This window comes from Cryobacterium flavum (assembly GCF_900103805.1).
Classification (GTDB): Bacteria; Actinomycetota; Actinomycetes; order Actinomycetales; family Microbacteriaceae; genus Cryobacterium; species Cryobacterium flavum.
Genome location: NZ_FNIB01000006.1, coordinates 111,001 through 130,326 on the forward strand (window position 1 = coordinate 111,001; position 19,326 = coordinate 130,326).

Genomic DNA, 19,326 nt, shown 5'->3' on the forward strand with positions numbered 1-19,326 from the left:
GAACCCATGCCCGTGGCCCGAACCCACTGCCCGTACTGCGCCCTGCAGTGCGCGATGACGCTGACCCCGGTCGAAACGCCGGTTAAAACGGATGCCGCAGCATCCGTTTCGCAGGCCACCGCAGTCGTGACGGTCACGGGCCGGGAGTTTCCGACCAACCGCGGGGGCCTGTGCAAGAAGGGCTGGACCTCTGCTGAACTGCTCACATCGCCGGACCGCATTCTCGAACCCCTGCTGCGACAGGCTGACGGTACCTTCGAGCCGGCCTCCTGGAGCGACGCACTCGACCTCGTCGCCTCGAAACTCCGCGAGGCCCGGGCGGAACACGGGGCTGACGCGGTCGGCGCGTTCGGCGGCGGCAGCCTGACCAACGAGAAGGCCTACCAGCTCGGCAAGTTCACCCGAGTGGCGCTTCGTTCCAGCCGCATCGACTACAACGGCCGGTTTTGCATGTCGAGCGCCGCCGCCGCGGGAAACCGGGCGTTCGGCCTCGACCGGGGATTGCCGTTTCGGGTCGACGAGCTCGACGCGGCCGACACCATTTTGATTCTCGGCTCCAACGTGGCGCAGACCATGCCGCCGTTCATCGGCCACCTCGAGGGCGCCCGCGCCGCTGGCGGCCTCGTGGTCGTCGACCCCCGCCGCACCGCGACCGCCCGACTCACCGACGACGGCGCCGGCATGCACGTGCAGCCGACCCCCGGCAGCGACCTCGTGCTGCTGCTCGGCCTGACCCACATCGTCATCGCCGAGAAACTCGCCGACCTCGATTATCTGGCGAGCCGCACCACGGGCTTCGACGCGGTGCGCCGCAGCGTGAGCCAGTGGTGGCCGGCCCGGGTACAGGAACAGACCGGCGTGCCGGTCTGGCAGCTGCGTGAACTAGCCCGGCGCCTCGCTGGCGGGGCTGCGCGCGGAGCAGCGACCGGCAGCGGCACCTACATCCTTACCGGGCGGGGCGTCGAGCAGCACGCCGATGGCACCGACACGGCCACCGCCGCGATCAATCTCAGCCTGGTGCTCGGCCTTGTTGGCACGACGCACTCCGGCTACGGCACGCTCACCGGCCAGGGCAACGGGCAGGGTGGACGTGAACACGGGCAGAAATGCGACCAGCTGCCCGGCTACCGCAAGATCAACGATCCCGCCGCGCGCGCGCATGTCGCTGGGGTCTGGGGTGTCGACCCCGATAGCCTGCCTGGCGTTGGGCTTCCCGCGGTCGAGTTGCTCAGCTCGCTGGGCGAGCCGGGCGGCATCCGCTGCCTGCTCGTGCACGGCTCTAACGTGGTCGTCTCGGCTCCGAACGCAAACCGGGTGCGCGCCGCCCTGAAAACCCTCGACTTTCTGGTCGTCGCCGACTTCTTCTTCTCCGAAACTGCCGTGCTCGCCGATGTCGTGCTGCCGGTGACCCAGTGGGCCGAAGAGGAGGGCACGATGACCTCGCTCGAGGGCCGCGTCATCCGTCGCCGCCTGGCCGTCGACGCGCCGGAGGGCGTGCGCAGCGAACTGTGGATCTGGCAGGAACTCGCTCGCCGGCTCGACTCGGCGTCAACGTTCAGCGCCGAAGCGTCCGAGGTGTTCGACGAACTCTGCCGGGCGTCGGCGGGAGGCCTGGCCGACTATTCCGGGCTCAGCTATGAGTTGCTCGACTCCGAAGAGCCGGCCTTCTGGCCGTATCCCGCAGGGTCCACCGGAACGCCCCGCCTATTTCTTGACCGCTTTGCCCACCCCGACGGCCGCGCCCACCTCGTCGCCGTCCAGGCCAGTCGCCTCGGTGCACCGGCGCAGGTCGACGGCACCCTCACGCTGATCACCGGCCGCCTGCTCGAGCACTACCAAAGCGGCACCCAGACCCGGCGGGTGCGCGAGCTCGCCGATGCCCAGCCGGAGGCCCGACTGCAGCTGCACCCGGCTACCGCGGAGCAGCTCGGCATCATCGACGAGGCCTGGGTCGAGGTCAGCAACGACCGGGGAACGGTGCGCTGCCGGGCCGAGGTGAGCACCGACATCCGCTTTGACACGGTCTTTCTGCCGTTTCACTTTGCCGGCGATCAGCGTGCCAACCTGCTGACGGACGACGAGACCGATCCCGTGAGCGGTATGCCCGAATTCAAGAAGACGACCGTTCGAGTGCGTGCGCTCGTGGAAGCAGGCGCCCATGTCTGAACACCGGAACTCTGAGCACATCGTGCTGGTCGGCTACGGCCCGGTCGGTGCCCGTTTCGTCGACGAGCTGCTGCCGCTCGTGCGGCAGGGCGCGGCGATACTGACCGTAGTCGGGGCCGAGAGCGCGGACGCCTACAACCGGGTGCTCATCGCCGAATATGCCGTCGGCAACGCCGACCGGGAGAGCCTGGATATCACCGACACGCTCGCCGCCCGAGAGGCTGGCGTGCACCTGCGCCTGGGCCTGAGCGTCACGGCCATCCTCCGCAGTCGCCGTGCGGTGTCGCTCAGCGATGACACGCTGTTGCGCTACGACCGGCTCGTGCTCGCCACCGGCGCCCGTGCCAACGTGCCCACCCTCGACGGCGTCACCCGCGTACACCGCGATCGCCAGGCGCCGCCAGCGGATGCCGCCACCCTCGACACCAGCGGCGCCCCACTCCCGCGCGGGGTCACCGTGCTGCGTGACCTCGACGACGCGCAGCGGGTGCTCGCGGCCGTGACTGCCGGAGCCCGCATCGTCGTGCTCGGCGCGGGCGTGCTCGGTGTGGAGATTGCTCTCGCTGCGGCGACCGCCGGTGCCCAGGCCTGCGTGGTTTATCACGGCGAGATTCCCATGGCACGCAACCTCGACCGCGGCGGCGGCAGCGTGCTCGCGCAGAGCGCCCGCCGGGCCGGCGTGACCATGGTCAACCACTCTCGCGCCGAGAGCCTGCTCTTTCACGAGGACGACGACGGAGTGGACCGGTTCGACGCCCTGATCTGTGCTGACGGCAAGCAGATCCACGGCGACCTGCTGCTGCTCTCCTGCGGTGTCGGCGCCCGCATCGAGCTGGCCCAGCTGGCGGCCCTGCCGGTGTCGACCGGAATCCTGGTCGATGAAAACCTACAGAGCTGGGGAGACCCGCGCATCTACGCGATCGGCGACTGCGCGCACGTGGCTCCTGCGCCTCGCGCCGGCGCTTCCACCGCGCTGCCCTCCGGCGGGCCCAGCGGCCTGATCGGGCCGGGCTGGCGCCAGGCCGACTGGTTGGCAGCGCGATTCACCGTCGAGATGGTAGGCCGGGGTGCGGCGTTGCCGCTGGCGGCTTCGGTGTCGGCCGTGGTCATGCTGAAGTCCGAGGGCATCGACGTCGTGTCGGTGGGAAACACTGGCGCCGACCCGTGGGATCGTGCCGCTGATAACGCCAGCATCGACGCCCACGCTGCCGGCTGCTCCGGGGCACCGCTGAGCGTCTCGCAGTGGGCCGACCCCGAGCACGGGCGCTACGTGAAAATGGTCACCCGTGACGGTATTCTCGAGGGGTTCGTCTGCGTCGGCATGCCGCGCACCGCCGCCGAACTGACGCTGCTGTTCGAGCGCGGCAGCGAACTGCCAGCCGATCGCTCCGTCCTGCTGCGCTACGACGGGCCGGACTACGAGCCCTCCGCGGGCAGTGCGTTCGACCCGGGTGCGACCGTGTGCTGGTGCAACGGGGTCACGGTCGGAGCCATCGCCGACTCGGCCGCGGCCGGCAACACCAGCGTCGCCTGCATCAGCTCTGCCACCAGGGCCGGCACCGGATGCGGCGGCTGCAAAATGCGCATCATCGACGTTCTCGAGCGCTTCGCCACGTCCGAGCCCGCCGCTGGAACAGCCGGGTAGGCATCCGTTTCTCCCGGATTTCTAGGGAAAATGTTACAACCCAAGAAAATGCTGAGCTTTACCCGGTTTCGCCACGGGTGTGGCCGTTACACTGCTGCACGACCGACTTGATTCGAGGGAGAATTTACATGCTCAGCAACCTGACCGGATGGCATTTTCTGATCATTCTCGTCGTGATTCTGCTCTTGTTCGGCGCTCCGAAACTGCCAGGGCTCGCCCGCAGTCTCGGTCAGTCGATGAAGATCTTCAAGAGCGAGATCACCCCGGAGCGCACCGAGGAAACACCGACCGACAGCAGCTCCGGCACCGATTCGAGCGGCATGCCGAACCCGAAGGTCTAGGCCAGATGGTCGTGCAGGGGGTGCGGAGCGCCCCGGATAAAGGTGCAAACAAGCGCACAGGCAAGATGTCTCTCGGACAGCACCTGCTGGAGTTGCGCAAGCGGCTCTTTCTGGCGGCCCTCGGCATCCTGGTCGGTGCGATCGCCGGCTGGTTTCTGTCGAGTTTCGTCTGGGACGGCCTGCGCGAGCCGATCTACGCGATCGTGCGAGCCCAGAATCGCAACGCGCAGATCAACTACCCCGACATTACGAGTGCGTTCGACCTCAAACTGCGCATCTCGTTCTATGTCGGCCTGATCGTCTCGAGCCCGATGTGGCTCTACCAGATTTTCGCGTTTCTCACCCCCGGGCTCACCCGCAAGGAAAAGCAGTACACCTTCGGTTTCTTCTTCACTGCCGTGCCGCTGTTTCTGGCTGGGTGCGCGGCCGGTTGGTACGTGCTGCCGCACGTGGTCGAGCTCATGACGAGCTTTGCGCCCCGACAGGATGCTGCGCTCATCAACGCGCAGAACTACTTCGACTTCGTGCTCAAGCTCATGATCGCCATCGGAATCGCGTTCGTGCTGCCGGTGTTCATCGTGCTGCTGAACTTCGCCGGGGTGATCAGCGCGCGCTCTATCATCAAATCCTGGCGCGTGGCGATGCTCGTCATTATTCTGTTCACCGCCATCGCGACCCCGGCCGCCGACCTGGTGTCGATGTTCCTGCTCGCCATTCCCATGGTGGTGCTCTACTTCGCCGCCTACGGTATCGCGGTGCTCCACGATCGCCGGGTGGCTCGCCGGCTACCCCCGGTCGGCAGCGACGGGCTCCTGCTCTGACTCGCTAGCTGGCACGAGCGGGCGCGGGCCGCCGGCATCCGCTCTGCTGGCGTCCAGTCGCGCCGGAAAACATACAGAACGCAAAAACCTACAAAGTGAGCATAATTCTTATCGTTTGCTTACGTCCGTGTCCAGCCATCCGGGAGATTGATTTGAGCGGGTAGGTTGCCGTTGTTACTTCAGACACACCCGGCACATTCGCCAATCGACAGGAGAACAAGGATGTTTGATCAGGGTTTCATTACCAGCGCTATCAACCGCAGTGCAGAGAATTCTTCGGATCGCCGAAACTTTCTGCGGGCGGCTGGTGTGGCCGGGTTCGGTGTGGGAGCAGCCATGCTCGCCACTGGCTCACCGGCTTTGGCCGCGGAATCGACCGGCCCGGCAGCCGCGCCGAGTGACGCGTCCATTTTGAACTTCGCACTCAACCTCGAGTACCTCGAGGCAGAGTTCTATCTGCGGGCCACGACCGGCAGCGGGCTGCCCGACAGCATGACGACCGGAACCGGTACCCGCGGCGGCGTGACCGGTGGTCGGATGGTGCACTTCAAGACGTCGATCATCAAGAAGTACGCCGCCGAGATCGCCGCCGACGAGAAAGCTCACGTGGCCTTCCTGCGGTCCGCGCTCGGCAGCGTCGCCGTGTCACGCCCCAAGATCAACCTCGACGCGAGCTTCACCGCCGCCGCCCAGGCGGCCGGACTGGTCAAGCCCGGACAGAAATTCGATGTGTACGCGAACGAGGCGAACTTTCTGTTCGGCGCGTTCATCTTCGAAGACGTCGGAGTCACCGCCTACAAGGGTGCGGCGCCACTGATCTCGAACAAGACCTACCTCGAGGCGGCCGCCGGCCTGCTCGCGGTCGAGGCCTACCACGCCGGCGTCATCCGCAGCACGCTCTACGCGCTCGGTGTGGCGCTGCCCTCGGTGTACACGACCGTGCAGGCGATCTCCGATGTGCGCGACGCCGTCGACGGCCCGACCGACCTCGACCAAGGCATCGGCAACGCATCGAAGGCGAACCTCGTGCCGACCGACGCCAATGGCCTGGTGTTCAGCCGCAGCGCCGCCCAGGTGCTCAACATCACCTATCTCAACGCGGCTCCGGTGCGTTCGGGCGGGTTCTTCCCGGCCGGCGTGAACGGTGTCATCAACACCAGCGGTGCCAACGGCTAGCCCGTCATCCCAAAGCGCGCGGGAGTTGCGCCAGTACGCGGGAGGCGAAACTCCGGCGTACTGGCGCAGCTCCAGCGTCGCGCGTGACGCGGAAAAGTGCAGGTGGGGCCGCGAACACTGACAGTGACGGTGCGGGTGGCCGCTGAGGCCGAGCGGGCGACACTGTGGCGCGACGTGATCGTGGCGAGGGCGTTGTTCTTCGCGCCCTACGAGCACAAGGCCGGCTGCACCGTGCCGATCGCGGTGCTTTGCCCACGCTAGACCGGCCCGGGTGCAGGTTCAATCATGAGCTCGGCAGGCAAACCTACGCCCAGCGCGTCACTTACGAGACGGACACCGAAATCTCGTGCAGTCCGGTGGCCCCGTCGGGCGCGACGTCGGCGGTGGCCGACGTTTGCACGAGACCCTCGGCATCCGTTGCCCGCACCTTGACGGTATGGTTACCGATGGTCGCATCGCTCCAGGTGTAGGCCCACTGCCGCCAGGTGTCGACGGAGATCGCGTCGGCGAGGGTGGCGTCCTTCCACGGGCCGTCGTCGATCTGCACGGAGACACTGCTCACTCCCACGTGCTGCGACCAGGCGACGCCGGCGATGACGACGGATCCGGCGGGCACCGAGGTGCCGTCGCGCGGCACGTCGACCCGGGAGGACAGCTTGACCGGGCCGAGTTCGGACCAGCCTCGCGGAGTCCAGTAGCCCTGTTCCTGATCGAATCGGGTGAGTTTGAGCTCGACGACCCACTTCGTGGCCGAGACGTAGCCATACAGCCCGGGCACGACCATGCGCACCGGGTAGCCGTGCTCGAGCGGCAGTGGTTCGCCGTTCATACCCACGGCAAGAATGGCGTTGCGACCGTCGGTCAGCGCTTCGATCGGGGTGCCGGCCGTGAAGCCGTCCTGGCTCGTGGAGAGCACCATATCCGCCCCGCTCGTGGGCGTGGCGCGGGCCAGCAGCTCGCGAATCGGGTAGCCGAGCCAGGTGGCATTACCGATCAGGTCGCCGCCGACGTAGTTCGACACACAGGCCAGGGTGGTCGTGCTCTCCTCGAGTGGCAGCGCGAGCAGCTCGGCGAAGTCGATCTCGACCTCATTCTCGACCATGCCGGTGACTCTCAGCCGCCAGGTCGTGGGGTCGATCCGCGGCACGCTCAGGGCGGTGTCGATGCGATAGAAGTCCGCGTTCGGCGTGATCAGCGGGGTGATGCCCGCCACGTCGAGGCTCGCCCCGGCCGGTATTGCGGCCTGCCGAACGGATGCCGCTGGCAGCGTGAATAACGCGCGCGCGGCATCCGCTGCCCTGGTCGCTGCGGCGCTGAGCTGGCCGCCGACCAGGGCGAGCAGCCCGATGCCCGCAGTGACGCCGGTGTAGACGAGAACGCGGCGGCGGTCGGGGCCAGGCGTTTCGGCGCGGTCCGAGGTGTCAAAGGGTGCGCCCGGTTTGAGCGCCCCGTCGCGTGTGGCGGCGGTGCTCTCGGTGGCTCGAAGTATCGGCAGCCTCGTGGTGAGGAAGGTCAGCGCGATCGCGGCGACCCCCATGGCGACAACCGCCGGCACCGCGTCGAGGGTGGAGGCGCTCGAGCGGGAGAGCGCCGCGAACAGGGCGATCGCGCCGATCAGCACGACAAGCAGACGGCCGAACGGCGGACGCCTCGATTCAAGAATGCCGGCCAGAGCGGCGACCACGGCCAACACGAGCACGATGGTGACGATGAGCACGAACTTGTCGGCCGTGCCGAACAAGCCGATCACGAGTTCTTTGACACCGGGCGGAACAATGTCGATGACGAGCGCGCCGACGGTCAGCACCGGGCTCGCGCCGGGGGCGATCCATGCGGCAGTCAGCTCGGCCAGGCCCAGGCCGGCCAGGGCTGCGGCGAGTCCCGCGGCCGCCGGGCGCCAGAGGGCCCGGGCGCGGCGGGGGGTCGCAGCCGCAGCGGTATCGGGGGTGACATAAACCATGCCGCCAGCCTAGAACCGGCGGCTGTGATTAGCACTCTGCCCGGGGTCCGCGCCGGTTTCGTCAGACATCCGTCACATCTTGGCTCCGGGTTTGGTGGCTAAGTCAGGAGATCGGCGCTGACATGACCGATTGCCCCGCCTTCGTGCACCTTTCCGAGGGGATTTCCTGAATTAGCCACGGGGGAGGGACGGCGTGGGTACCGTTCGGGGGCGGGAGCGGCAGAAGTAGTGCAGTGTTAAGGGACTATGTCTTTGCTTGCGCGCCTCGAAAACGAAACCGACCCCGACGTTCTCTTCGAGGCGTTCGAATCCTGGGCGACCGACCAAGGCCTCACCCTGTACCCGGCCCAGGAGGAGGCGGTCATCGAGATCGTCTCCGGGGCCAACCTGATCCTCAGCACCCCGACCGGAACCGGCAAGTCGCTCGTGGCCGTCGGCGCGCACTTCGCCGCGCTCTCGGCCGGCAAGCGCAGCTTCTACACCGCGCCAATCAAAGCCCTCGTGAGCGAGAAGTTCTTCTCCCTGGTCGAAACCTTCGGCGCCGAGAACGTCGGCATGATGACCGGCGACTCGAGCGTCAACGCCGACGCCCCGATCATCTGCTGCACCGCCGAGATTCTCGCCAACCTGGCACTGCGTAACGGCGAAGACACCGAGGTCGACCTCGTCGTGATGGACGAGTTCCATTTCTACGGCGACCCGGAACGCGGCTGGGCCTGGCAGGTGCCGCTGTTGCTCCTGCCGCGCGTGCAGTTCATCCTCATGTCGGCCACCCTCGGCGACGTGAAATTCATCAGTGACGACCTGACCCGGCGCACCGGGCGGCCAACCGCCGTCGTCACCGGGGTGGAACGCCCGGTCCCGCTCAGCTACTACTACGAGCAGACGCCGGTGCATGAAACGGTCGAAGAGCTGCTGCACACCGACAAAGCGCCGGTCTACATCGTGCATTTCTCCCAGGCGGCCGCCCTGGAACGCGCGCAGGCCCTCGCGAGCGCCAAGGTCGCCACTCGTGAACAGCGCGACGTCATCGCCGAACTGATCGGCGAGTTCCGGTTCACGACGAGTTTCGGCAAGACCCTGTCGCGGCTCATCCGCATGGGAATCGGCGTGCACCACGCCGGCATGCTGCCCAAGTATCGGCGGCTGGTCGAGCAGCTCGCGCAGCGCGGCTACCTGCGGGTGATCTGCGGCACGGACACCCTCGGCGTCGGCATCAACGTACCGATTCGCACCGTGCTGTTCACCGCTCTCACCAAATACGACGGCGTGAAAATGCGCCAGGTGAACGTGCGGGAGTTTCACCAAATCGCAGGGAGGGCCGGGCGGGCCGGCTACGACACGGCTGGCACGGTGGTCATCCAGGCGCCGGAGCACGAGAGCGAGAACCTCAAGGCCATCGAGAAGGCCGGCGACAACCCGAAGAAGAAGCGCAAGATCGTGCGCAAAAAGGCGCCGGACGGCTTCGTGTCCTGGGGCGAACCAAGCTTTCGCCGTCTGGTCGATGCCGAACCCGAGACTCTGTCGCCCTCCATGCAGATGACCGCGGCGATGCTCATCAACGTGATCGGGCGCGGCGGCGATGCCTTCGCCCACGTGCACTCCCTGGTCTTTGACAACCACGAACCGTGGCGCCGCCAGCTGGTGTTGGCCCGACGCGCCCTGGGCATCTACAAGACCCTGCGTGAAGCTGGAATTGTGGAGCAGAGCGCGAGCGGCAGCATCCGTTTGACCGTTGACCTGCAGGCGAATTTTGCGCTCAACCAGCCGCTGTCACCGTTTGCGCTGGCCGCGTTCGAACTGCTCGACCCGGAATCGCCTACCTACTCGCTCGACATGATCTCGATTCTGGAGTCGACCCTCGACAACCCGCGGCCCGTGCTCATGGGGCAACAGTTTGCCGCCCGGGGTGAGGCCGTGAACGCGATGAAGCGCGAGGGCATCGAATACGACGAGCGGATGGCGCTGCTCGAGGAGATCACGCACCCCAAGCCGCTCGAAGAACTGTTGAACTACACCTTCGACACCTATAAGGCTTCGCAGCCGTGGATCGCGGACTTCGAGCTCCGGCCCAAGTCCGTGGTGCGCGATATGTATGAGCGGGCGATGTCGTTCGGCGAGTTCATCGCGTTCTACAAGCTGGCCCGCAGCGAGGGCGTGGTGTTGCGCTACCTCTCGGACGCCTATCGGGCCGCGCGGCAGACCATTCCCGACGAGGCCAAGAACGAAGACCTGCTCGACCTCATCGAATGGCTCGGCGAACTCGTGCGTCAGGTGGACTCGAGCCTGCTCGACGAGTGGGAAGAGCTGCTGCACCCCGACTTGGCCGCGCACGAAGCGGATGCCCACGCGATCCTGCCGCCGCCGCCTCGCCGCCTGACCACCAACGTGCGGGCGTTCCGCATTCTGGTGCGCAACGAGCTGTTCCGTCGGGTGCAGTTGGCCGCGCTGGAACACTACGACGAGCTCGGTGAACTCGATCGCGAGCATGGCTACTCGGCCGATGTCTGGGCAGACGCGATGGACGGCTACTTCGCCGAGCACGACGAGCTACTCACCGGCGGCAACGCGCGCAGCTCCGACCTGCTCATGATCGGGGAGGGCGTCGAGGAGTGGACCGTGTGGCAGATTCTCGACGACCCGGCCGGCGACCACGACTGGGGGATCAGCGCGAGCGTGAACCTGGCCGATTCCGACGAGCTCGGCGCGGCGGTCGTGCGCGTCACCGGGGTGAACCGCCTTTAGCGCGGCGTCGCGCAGGCGCGTGCCAGTGGATCTGCCCAGGACTGCGCCCGATCTCGGTGGCCGCTAACGAACCGACCTAGCGGCCACCGAATTCCGGCGCGCTCATCCGCGGCGGGCGCCGGCGCGGGTGCTGTGGGCTACACGCCGGGCGCGTTCAGCGGCGCCGCGGCGTCGGCGGCCCACTCGTTGAGCGAGCCGTCGTAGATCGACACGTGCTCGTTACCGGCGCGGATGAGCGCGAGAGCACTCGCTGCCGCGGCGATACCGCCGCCGCAGTAGGTGACGAGGTGACCCGACGCACCCGCCGCTGAAGCCGTGACGGCCGGGGAAAGCGTTGCATCGAGCTGGTCACCGCGCAGGAACGCGTTCGTGGCAGGATCCACGAGCGTGCTGGCCGGCAGGCTGACACTGCCGGGGATGTGCCCGGCACGCGGGCGGGAACCGGCCGTGCCGGCGAATTCCGCCGGCGGCAGGGAGCAGACGAGGGCGGCATCCGCTACGCCTGCCACGATGGACTCGACGAAGCTCTTGTCGACCCACAGCTCGGGACGCGGCGCTGCCGTGAACCCGCCGACGACCCGCGGACGCACGCCGCCGGTCGCAAAGGGGCGCATTTCGGCGTGCCACTTGGTGAGGCCGCCGTCGAGCACGGCGACATCGTCGTAGCCGAAGGCGCGGAACAACCACCAGATGCGGGCCGCCCACTGGCCGACCACGGCGTCGTAGACGACTACGGTCGTGCCGTTGTCGATACCGACGGATGCCGCCGCCTTCTCGAACAGGTCGGCGTTCGGCCGGGAGAAATCAAAATCACCGGCAGGGTCGGAGAAGACGTCGAACAGGTCGGCGAACACGGCCCCGGGAATGTGCCCCTTGGTGAGGTAATCGTCACGACCGCTGAGGTAGCGGGGACCCGCCGCCCCCGACTTGGTCGTGGACGGGGCTAGCGCAAACACGGTGGCGTCGAGAATGACCAGGTTGTCGGAACCGAGATGATCGGCAAGCCACTGGGTCGAGACAACGGGGCTGGACACAAGGCGCGAAGGCGGAACGGGAGAACTCATGGTGCAAGGCTAGCGGGGGCTGCCGACACCCGACGGAACCGGTGCCGGGTCGAGTCATCCGGCGACACAGTGGCCGGTGAAACTCCGGCCGGTTAGCGCGTCGTGGTCCAGTCCAGGTTGATGACCTGCTTGATGTAGATGTTTTCGCCGAGCCCCGGTACCGAGGGGTTCATGGTGAGCAGCAATTGCACCGGAATATTGAACCGCTGAGCGATGTCGAAGAACGCGTCGCCTTCGACGACGGTGTAGGTGAGTAGTGCGCCCGCACCGTCGGCGGTCGTGGTGCCGCGGGCTCCAGGCGTAGCGCCCTGGTCAGCGGCCGGCCCCTGCGGGAGCGGCACCGGCTCTGCGTTGGGAACGAGGTCGGGCACCGTCGGGTTCGGAATCAGCGCCGCCTCCTCGGTGGGAACGGGCGTCGGTGTCGGCGTGGGACTCGGTGTGGGCGTCGGCGTGACGGTCGGGGTGATGGTCACAGTGACGGCCGGAGCCGGTTCGCCGGCACAGCCAGCCATCGCCAAGAGCAGGAGAGCGGCAACGATGATGCCCCACGGGCGGCGTGCGAGTGTGCTGCGAATGGTTCAACCCTTTCAAGAGGCGTGCTGCGACATCGTCGATGCACGCGTTCAGCCAGTTTAGGCTGCCGACATGGCGGCAACACGGAGCTGACTACCCCCATTCAGGGGTATCCGTCAGCACTCGATGACGTTCACGGCGAGCCCGCCCTCGCTGGTTTCCTTGTACTTCGTCATCATGTCGAGTCCGGTCTGCCGCATGGTCTCGATCACGGTGTCGAGCGAGACCAGGTGGGTTCCGTCGCCGTGCAGCGCCATCCGGGCTGCCGACACCGCGGTCGACGAGGCAATGGCGTTGCGCTCGATGCAGGGCACTTGCACGAGGCCCCCGACCGGATCGCAGGTGAGCCCCAAATGGTGTTCCATGGCAATTTCGGCCGCATTCTCCACCTGTCGCGGAGTGCCCCCGAGCACAGCGCAGAGCGCGCCGGAGGCCATGGCGCAGGCCGCGCCCACCTCGGCCTGGCAGCCGCCCTCGGCTCCGGAGATCGACGCGTTGGCTTTGACCAGGGAACCGATGGCCACAGCCGTGAGCAGATACCGACGGATGCCGGCGGCATCCGCTCCGGGAACGAAGCGCAGGTAGTAGTGACCGACGGCCGGGATGATGCCGGCCGCCCCGTTGGTCGGTGCGGTGACCACCCGGCCGCCAGCCGCGTTTTCCTCGTTCACCGCGAGCGCGAAGGCGTGCAACCACTCGGTGGAGGTGTCGCGGTCGCGCAGCGGCAGCCCGTCATATTCTTCCAGGCGCATACGTACCGCCGCGGCCCGACGCTTGACCTTGAGGCCCCCCGGCAGCAGCCCCGTGTGACTGAGCCCGGCGTCGACGCAGGTGTGCATGGCATCCCAAATGGCGTCGAGGCCCGCGTCGAGCGCTGCCGCACCGTGGATCGCTTCCTCGTTGCGGCGGGCAACCTCGCAGATGGTGAGCTCGTGCGCTTCACACAGCGCGAGCAATTCGGCACTGGAATCGTAGGGGAGTGGTTGAGCGACACGGGCCTGTGCGCTCGAGCGTTCGGTGCCGCGGCGGATGAACCCGCCACCGATCGAATAGAAGGTTTCCTCGAGCAGGGGCGGGGCGTCCGTTTCCTTCGCCCAAGCAGTCAGCGTGAGCGCGTTAGGGTGGCCGGGCAGCCGGGTGCGCGGTTCGAAGTGCACGTCGTCGGTTTGGAAGGGAATGCTGTGCCCGCCGAGCAGGGTGAGCGAGGCTCCGTCGTTGAGCCCGGACCAGGCTCCGTGCACCTCGCTCGGATCGCAAGTCTCGGGGCGTAAGCCGGTCAGACCGGCCAGAACGGCGTCGGGGGTGCCGTGACCGAGACCTGTCGAACCGAGGGAGCCAAACAACGAGCAGCGGATGCGCCCCACCTCGCTTGAGCGGCCGGTCGCCACGAGGTCTTCGGCGAACACGCGGGCAGCACGCATCGGACCCACCGTGTGGGAACTGGACGGGCCGATTCCAATGGAAAACAGGTCCAGGGCGGAGACGTACGCTGTCACGCTCTTCAGACTATGTCACCAGGAGCCGTGACGCACGAACGCCTCGCACCGGAGGGTGCGAGGCGTTTCGAGTGATGGGTGCTGAGCTCTACGCGATGGTAAACGTGATGGTCGATACGTACGGGTTGAGGGGGGAGTCGCCGATTGCGCCGGAAAAGTTGGAGCGGAAGGTGTTGGCCGGAACGGTGAGGCTGAAGGTCGGGGTGAGGGTGAAGGTGCCCTTGCCGAGGGTTGTCGAGCGAACGAGGGTCTGACCCGCGTTGCTCATGGTGACGGCGGCGGCGGTGGGAGCCGCGTCGGACCCGGCGCCCGCTGTGATCGTGCCCGGCGTGATGACGAGGTTGGTGGCTGCCAGAGTGCGAACGTCTCCGTCGACCGAGCCGGCAGCGCTTTTGAAGTCTACGACGCTGGCCGAGAGCGACCAAGCGGTGCTGGTGCCGCGTGCGTTGGTGATGGTCCACGCGGCGGTGCCAGTGGACGACTGGGCGTGGACGCCGTCGAGAACGACCGGGGTCATCGCGCTGGGCGCGGTCGGGTTGGCACTGAGGTTGCCGCCGCTGATGGTCGCGTTGACCGTGTCGGTGCTGTCGGCTGCATGGGCGGGCGAGAGGGCCAAGCCGAACAGGATGCCGGTCGCGATGATGATTCCGGCGGTTTTGATTGAAGCCTGCATGGGGTGTCCTCTGATGGGTGCTGGTGAAGTGGGAACGCCAAAAGGCGTGTCCACGCAAAGTGTGGGTGAGCAGATGTCGCAGGCTGTGAACCGAACTCGTTATCCGCTGGGAACGAGTTCCGGAGGCGATAAATCAATACTCACACGGTGGGCTCGCGAAGTGTGGGTTGGTGGCTCAGGGTTGAATCAGCGTTAGCGCAAGGTTGGCGCAATACCTTTAATGGGCGGTAGAGAAAGGGCATTCGGGCAGGAGCGCTTGTAATAACAACCGGGCCCCCGGCCTCGATGCGCTACGAGATGGTGAAGGTCAGAACCGTGACGTAGGGGTTCAGTGGCGAGTGATCGATGGCTCCGGAGTAGTTAGAGCGATAGGCGTTGGCCGGAATCATCAGGCTGAACGTCGGCGTCAGAAAGTAGGTACCCCGGTTCGGGCCCGACGTGGCGACCAGGGTCTGTGGGGCGGTCGAGAGTGTGAGGTCGGTCGCGGTGATTCCGCTGGGGGCATCGGAACTGGGAAGGGAGTCGATGATGCCCGGCACAATGCTCAGGTTCTGCACCGGCAGCACGCGAGCCTCACTCTCGATCGTGCCGGCCGCGCTGATCGGCACCGTGGCGCTCACCGAGAGGTTCCAGGCGCCGCCGCTGCCGCGAGCGTCGCTGATCGACCATCGGCTGGAGACGCCGGTCGCGAACTGCGGCTGGTCCCCCAGCAGGGTCACTGCCGATAGGGTCGCCCCCGCGGTCGTTGCCGAAAGATCTCCGACGGGCGGTGCCGGGCTGGTCGATTTGGCCATATTCATGGTGACAGCGCCGTTGGCGGTCAGCGCTCGCCCGATAAAGCTGACGTCGTTACCGATCGAGATCGCGGCCATGCCGAGAATGGTTCCGCTGAAAGAGGCTGCCGCGCCCAGCGAAACCGCCCCGGCGATCTGCCAGTAGACCCGTGAAGGCTGCGCCCCGTTGACTAACAGGATCTTGCTGCCCGCGGCCGCATTGAAGGCGGCGGGTACCTGGATGATGAAGATGGCGTTCGGATTGCCCTGTCCATCAAGGGTGAGCGTGGAGCTGATGGTGACGGCCGCCGTGGCCCTGTAGACGCCCGACGTGAAGATGCGTCCGGCGAGGTCGCCGGAAATCACGGCGCTCGACGGCCTCGCCGCGGCATCGCTATAGGCAGCAGCGAGGTCCACCTGAGCGGCGGCGGCGGCGGCGTCGCCGCCGTGGATGGTACCGGTGAGGACTCCGGGCGGAAACCCGGTGATCGCAGTCCCCGGGCTCACCCCGATATCGCCGTCGAAGGAGGAAAAGCCGGTGTTCGCGACCGAGGTTGTAGACAGTATGGAAAAGGTGGTGGCGCTGCCGAAGTCTACCGGCGCTTCGCTGGTGAAGGTATTGCTGGCGACGGTGACGGAGCCGTTGCGGGTGAGGGCGCGGCCGGTGAAGCCCGAATAGGCGCCCACGGTGATGTCGGTCCGTCCGAGGATGGTACCCGAGAATGACGAAGATCCGCCGAGCTGCACGACGCCGTCGGTCTGCCAGAAAATCCGTGAGACTTGCGCTCCGTTGATGAGGCGCACGGTGCTGCCGGTGCTCGTCGTCAGGGCGGAGTCAAGCTGAAAGATGAAGACGGCATTGGGGTTTCCCTGCGCGTCGAGCGTGACCGAGGAGTCCAGGGTCAGTGCCCCCGGTGCGGAATATACGCCGGCGGTGTAGGTCTGACCAGACAGATTGCCGCTCAGCGTCGAGGTGGGCGTGCGCGCGGATGCATCGTCGATGGCGGCCTGCAGGTCGATCTGGGCTTGCGCGCTTTCAGCCGTACCGAGATGCGTACTGCCGGTGACCCGACCGGGCGGAAAACCGGTCAGACCAATTCCTGGGCTCACTCCGAGGCTGCCGCTGAGCGTGGATCCGCCGGAGTTTTCAACGGATGTCCCCGCCAGTACGGAGAAGTTCCCGGCCGTTTTCAGCATCACGGGAGGTTCGGTCATGAAGACGCTGTCCGCCAGCGATATGGCGCCATTAGCCGATAGTGCCCGGCCGATGAAGGTTGAACCGGCTCCGCTGGTGATGGCGGTGAGGCCCAGAACATTCCCGGCGAAGGTGGAATTGGCGCCGAGCGAGACCGCGCCGACGACCTGCCAGACTACGTTCGATGCCTGCGCACCATTGGCGAGTACGACGCTGCTCGCCGCCGCGGTTGAGAACGCGGCGTCGATCTGAAAAATGAACACCGCGGTGGGGTCGTCCCGCGCGTCGAGGGTGAGGGTGGTGCTGACGGTGAGGGCCGCGGTGGCCTTGTAGATGCCCGCGGTGAGGGTTCGCCCGGCGAGATCGCCGTCGAGGGAATCGGTTGGGGTGCGACCGGCGGCATCGGCGTAGGCCGTAAGGAGGTCGGTCCGAGCCGTCATGGAATGCGTATCGCCGGCGTGGATGCTGCCGGTGAGAATTCCGGGTGGGAATCCAGTGATCGCCGTGCCCGGGCTGGTTCCCACATTGCCGCTCACGACGCTTCTGCCGGTGCTCGTGACGGCAGTTGCGGCCAGCACGGAGTAACTGCCGGCCGTTCTGAGATTGACAGTCGAGGTGGCGGCCTGCGCCGGCGATTGCGCAACCAACAAGCCGGTCAGGAGGATGAAAACGGTCAGGGCTGGCAGCGCAACGACGTGTGGTCGGCGGCCCCCGGGCCGCTGTGAGGGGCTTCGGGGCGCGTGCTTACGGCTCATCGACGTGGTCGACGCAGGGGCGCGTCGGAATCGACAGCGTCGGACGCCGATACGTCGGCTGTGGCGACCGGCGCGGCGGCCGATCCGGCGACCGGCTCAGCTGCCGCGACTAGGGCGAGCGCGCGACGCGCGCGCTGCACGAACAGGGTGGTGCGCCAGGCGCCGAATGCGATCGTTGCGATCAGGATCAGCATGATGAGAATGATCCACCACGGCACGTAGGCGAAGGTGGTGGTGACCTGTTCGGTTCCGGCGTCGGAGATCAGCTGGGCGTCGGCGCTGCCGAGCTGAATGAAGGCAGCCAGCGGAAGTGTCGCCGTCATGTCGAGGGTGGCTCCGGGAAGGAGGCTCTCCGGTGTCTCGAACTGGAGCTCGGTCGTGGCGCCGATCACGCTGTCGAGGTTCAGGCCAGCGGTCGGATACAGGATGGTGTTGCCGGTGTTCTTGATGGGCAGGGTGAAGGCGATCCCGTCCCCCGACCGTTCCCAGCTCAGGGCACCATGGCTCAGCTGGGTGGTGGTGGTGCCGGCAACGGTCAGGTAGATGCGTACGCCCTGACGCTGGATCACGTCCAGCCGCAGTGCTGCGTCGCCGTTCGACGTCGTGGTCTCACCCTGGATCGGCGGGCTCTGGATGATCAGCCCGCCGGCATAATCTCCCGGTGTGGCTGTGAGGGGAACGCTGAGCCGAAACGGTACCGTCAGGTCGGAGTTGGCCGGGATAGTGATCGATTCGGCATCGAGGGTCACCCAGCTGCCCACGGCCACTTGTACATCGGACTGTGCGGCAAGGGCAAACGCTCCCTGCTGGGTGCTTTGCCCGTCGACGGCATAGTTGAGCAGCGTGACCGGGGCATCGGAGTGGTTGCTGACGATCGCGTTCGCCTCGATCGCTGCACCGGGGGCGAGATCGATGTGGAAGAAATCCGATTCCAGTTCCGGGCGGATGCCCAGTGTTCCGTCGTCGATAGCGGCCGCCGGCTGGCTTATGAACAGGGTGGCCGCCATCGGAGCGAGTGCTGCGATGGCCGCGAGCAGAATGAAGCGCCGCAGTACTCGCGTGCGAACCGTTTCACGGATCGACGTGCGGCTGGGCTGAGCGACCGGCGAGGAGTGACGTGCACTGGTGCGGTGTGACATGGGGTGGACCTTAGCTGGTATCCGGTACAACCCCCGAATGAGGCGATACCTCTAGTCTCACACGGGCGCGAGCGCTGTTGGCCAGCGCGGCAGTCAGTTTTGGCTCAATTTTGGCGCACAGCGGCGTCAGGCGATCGTGAACGTCAAAACGGAGACGAACGGATTCACGGCAGATCCGTCGATCCTGCCTGAGAAATTAGATCGAAAGGCGTTGGGGGGAACGTCGAGGCTGAACTCCGGTGTCAGGGTGAACGTTCCCTTGCCGAGCGTGCGGGTCCAGACCAGGGCCTGGGGCCGGTGGGACACACTAACCGGCTCAGTCGTGGGGGCAGCATCGGCACCTTCACCGGTGTGGGCCGTGACGATTCCGGGTGTAATGGTGAGGTTTTCCGCGTCGACCGTTCGCGGAAGGATGTCGAACGTTCCTGCCGCGCTGACGAAGTCCGTGGCGCTCACCGACAGGCTCCAGGCGTAGCTGGAGCCGCGAGCGTTCGTAATCGTCCACTCGACCGGGGTACCCACGGACGCCTGGTTAGCGCGACCGCCGAGGGGGATGGGGGACATCCTGATAGGCGCGGAGACGACGGCAGTCAGAGAACCGCCTAGAATTGCAGTGCTGACCGTGTCGGTGACCGTCGTATCAGCGTTTGCGGCCGGCGATGACCCGGTGATCGATCCCGCGACGAGGGCGAGGCTGGCCAATCCGATGACTGGCAATCTGGGGAAGGATCGAACGGCAGCGGTACCAGCCACGAATTTGCCCCACAAACTGTCGACGAGTTCGGTGCTAAGCGACACGTGTCG

15 protein-coding genes are annotated in these 19,326 nt (G+C 66.6%); 7 read left to right on the forward strand and 8 right to left on the reverse strand.

Annotated features, from left to right (window positions below; all coding sequences use genetic code 11):
* Positions 1-6: 6 nt before the first annotated feature.
* From BLS91_RS10225 to BLS91_RS19925, 6 genes are all read left to right on the forward strand, one after another.
* Complete coding sequence (locus BLS91_RS10225; protein ID WP_092340621.1) at positions 7-2,166, forward strand: molybdopterin oxidoreductase family protein; 2,160 nt, start codon at positions 7-9, stop codon at positions 2,164-2,166.
* The gene (locus BLS91_RS10230; RefSeq protein WP_092340778.1) at positions 2,159-3,811 is read left to right on the forward strand and encodes an FAD-dependent oxidoreductase; all 1,653 of its coding nucleotides are present in this window, start codon (positions 2,159-2,161) and stop codon (positions 3,809-3,811) included. The genes BLS91_RS10225 and BLS91_RS10230 overlap by 8 nt, the downstream gene beginning before the upstream one ends.
* Before the next feature lie 128 nt (positions 3,812-3,939).
* Positions 3,940-4,152 (forward strand): twin-arginine translocase TatA/TatE family subunit, encoded by a 213-nt coding sequence (gene tatA, locus BLS91_RS10235; protein WP_092340622.1) that lies wholly within the window; start codon positions 3,940-3,942, stop codon positions 4,150-4,152.
* Positions 4,153-4,217: 65 nt separating this feature from the next.
* On the forward strand, positions 4,218-4,973 hold the full coding sequence (gene tatC / locus BLS91_RS10240; RefSeq protein WP_092340779.1) for a twin-arginine translocase subunit TatC: 756 nt from the start codon (positions 4,218-4,220) through the stop codon (positions 4,971-4,973).
* A gap of 336 nt (positions 4,974-5,309) precedes the next feature.
* Positions 5,310-6,149 carry a ferritin-like domain-containing protein gene (locus BLS91_RS10245; protein WP_241983003.1) on the forward strand — a complete coding sequence of 280 codons (840 nt, stop codon included), beginning with the start codon at positions 5,310-5,312 and terminating at the stop codon, positions 6,147-6,149.
* Between the two features lie 102 nt (positions 6,150-6,251).
* Positions 6,252-6,410 carry a hypothetical protein gene (locus BLS91_RS19925; RefSeq protein ID WP_158252830.1) on the forward strand — a complete coding sequence of 53 codons (159 nt, stop codon included), beginning with the start codon at positions 6,252-6,254 and terminating at the stop codon, positions 6,408-6,410.
* Between the two features lie 61 nt (positions 6,411-6,471).
* Here BLS91_RS19925 and BLS91_RS10250 read toward each other — a convergent pair whose 3' ends face one another.
* Positions 6,472-8,109: a molybdopterin-dependent oxidoreductase gene (locus BLS91_RS10250; protein WP_092340624.1), complete on the reverse strand. Its 1,638-nt coding sequence runs from the start codon at positions 8,107-8,109 to the stop codon at positions 6,472-6,474.
* A gap of 246 nt (positions 8,110-8,355) precedes the next feature.
* Here BLS91_RS10250 and BLS91_RS10255 point away from each other — a divergent pair, with 246 nt between their 5' ends.
* Positions 8,356-10,854, forward strand: a complete 2,499-nt coding sequence (locus BLS91_RS10255; protein ID WP_092340625.1) for a DEAD/DEAH box helicase — start codon at positions 8,356-8,358, stop codon at positions 10,852-10,854.
* Between the two features lie 137 nt (positions 10,855-10,991).
* On the opposite strand, the gene BLS91_RS10260 is transcribed toward BLS91_RS10255, so the two are convergent.
* From BLS91_RS10260 to BLS91_RS10290, 7 genes are all read right to left on the reverse strand, one after another.
* Entirely contained in the window at positions 10,992-11,918 is a 927-nt protein-coding gene (locus tag BLS91_RS10260) for a sulfurtransferase (protein WP_092340626.1), read from the reverse strand.
* A gap of 92 nt (positions 11,919-12,010) precedes the next feature.
* A complete protein-coding gene (locus BLS91_RS10265) occupies positions 12,011-12,430 on the reverse strand; it encodes a LysM peptidoglycan-binding domain-containing protein (protein WP_092340627.1) in 420 nt (139 codons plus the stop codon).
* A gap of 177 nt (positions 12,431-12,607) precedes the next feature.
* Positions 12,608-13,987 carry an L-serine ammonia-lyase gene (locus tag BLS91_RS10270; protein WP_092340628.1) on the reverse strand — a complete coding sequence of 460 codons (1,380 nt, stop codon included), beginning with the start codon at positions 13,985-13,987 and terminating at the stop codon, positions 12,608-12,610.
* An 88-nt stretch (positions 13,988-14,075) separates the two neighbouring features.
* Entirely contained in the window at positions 14,076-14,660 is a 585-nt protein-coding gene (locus BLS91_RS10275) for a hypothetical protein (protein WP_092340629.1), read from the reverse strand.
* A 290-nt stretch (positions 14,661-14,950) separates the two neighbouring features.
* Entirely contained in the window at positions 14,951-17,206 is a 2,256-nt protein-coding gene (locus BLS91_RS10280) for an ice-binding family protein (protein WP_159433848.1), read from the reverse strand.
* A gap of 173 nt (positions 17,207-17,379) precedes the next feature.
* On the reverse strand, positions 17,380-18,522 hold the full coding sequence (locus tag BLS91_RS10285) for a WxL protein peptidoglycan domain-containing protein (protein ID WP_241983004.1): 1,143 nt from the start codon (positions 18,520-18,522) through the stop codon (positions 17,380-17,382).
* Between the two features lie 126 nt (positions 18,523-18,648).
* Positions 18,649-19,320, reverse strand: coding sequence for a hypothetical protein (locus tag BLS91_RS10290; protein ID WP_092340631.1), 672 nt, complete (start codon positions 19,318-19,320; stop codon positions 18,649-18,651).
* Positions 19,321-19,326: the final 6 nt, after the last annotated feature.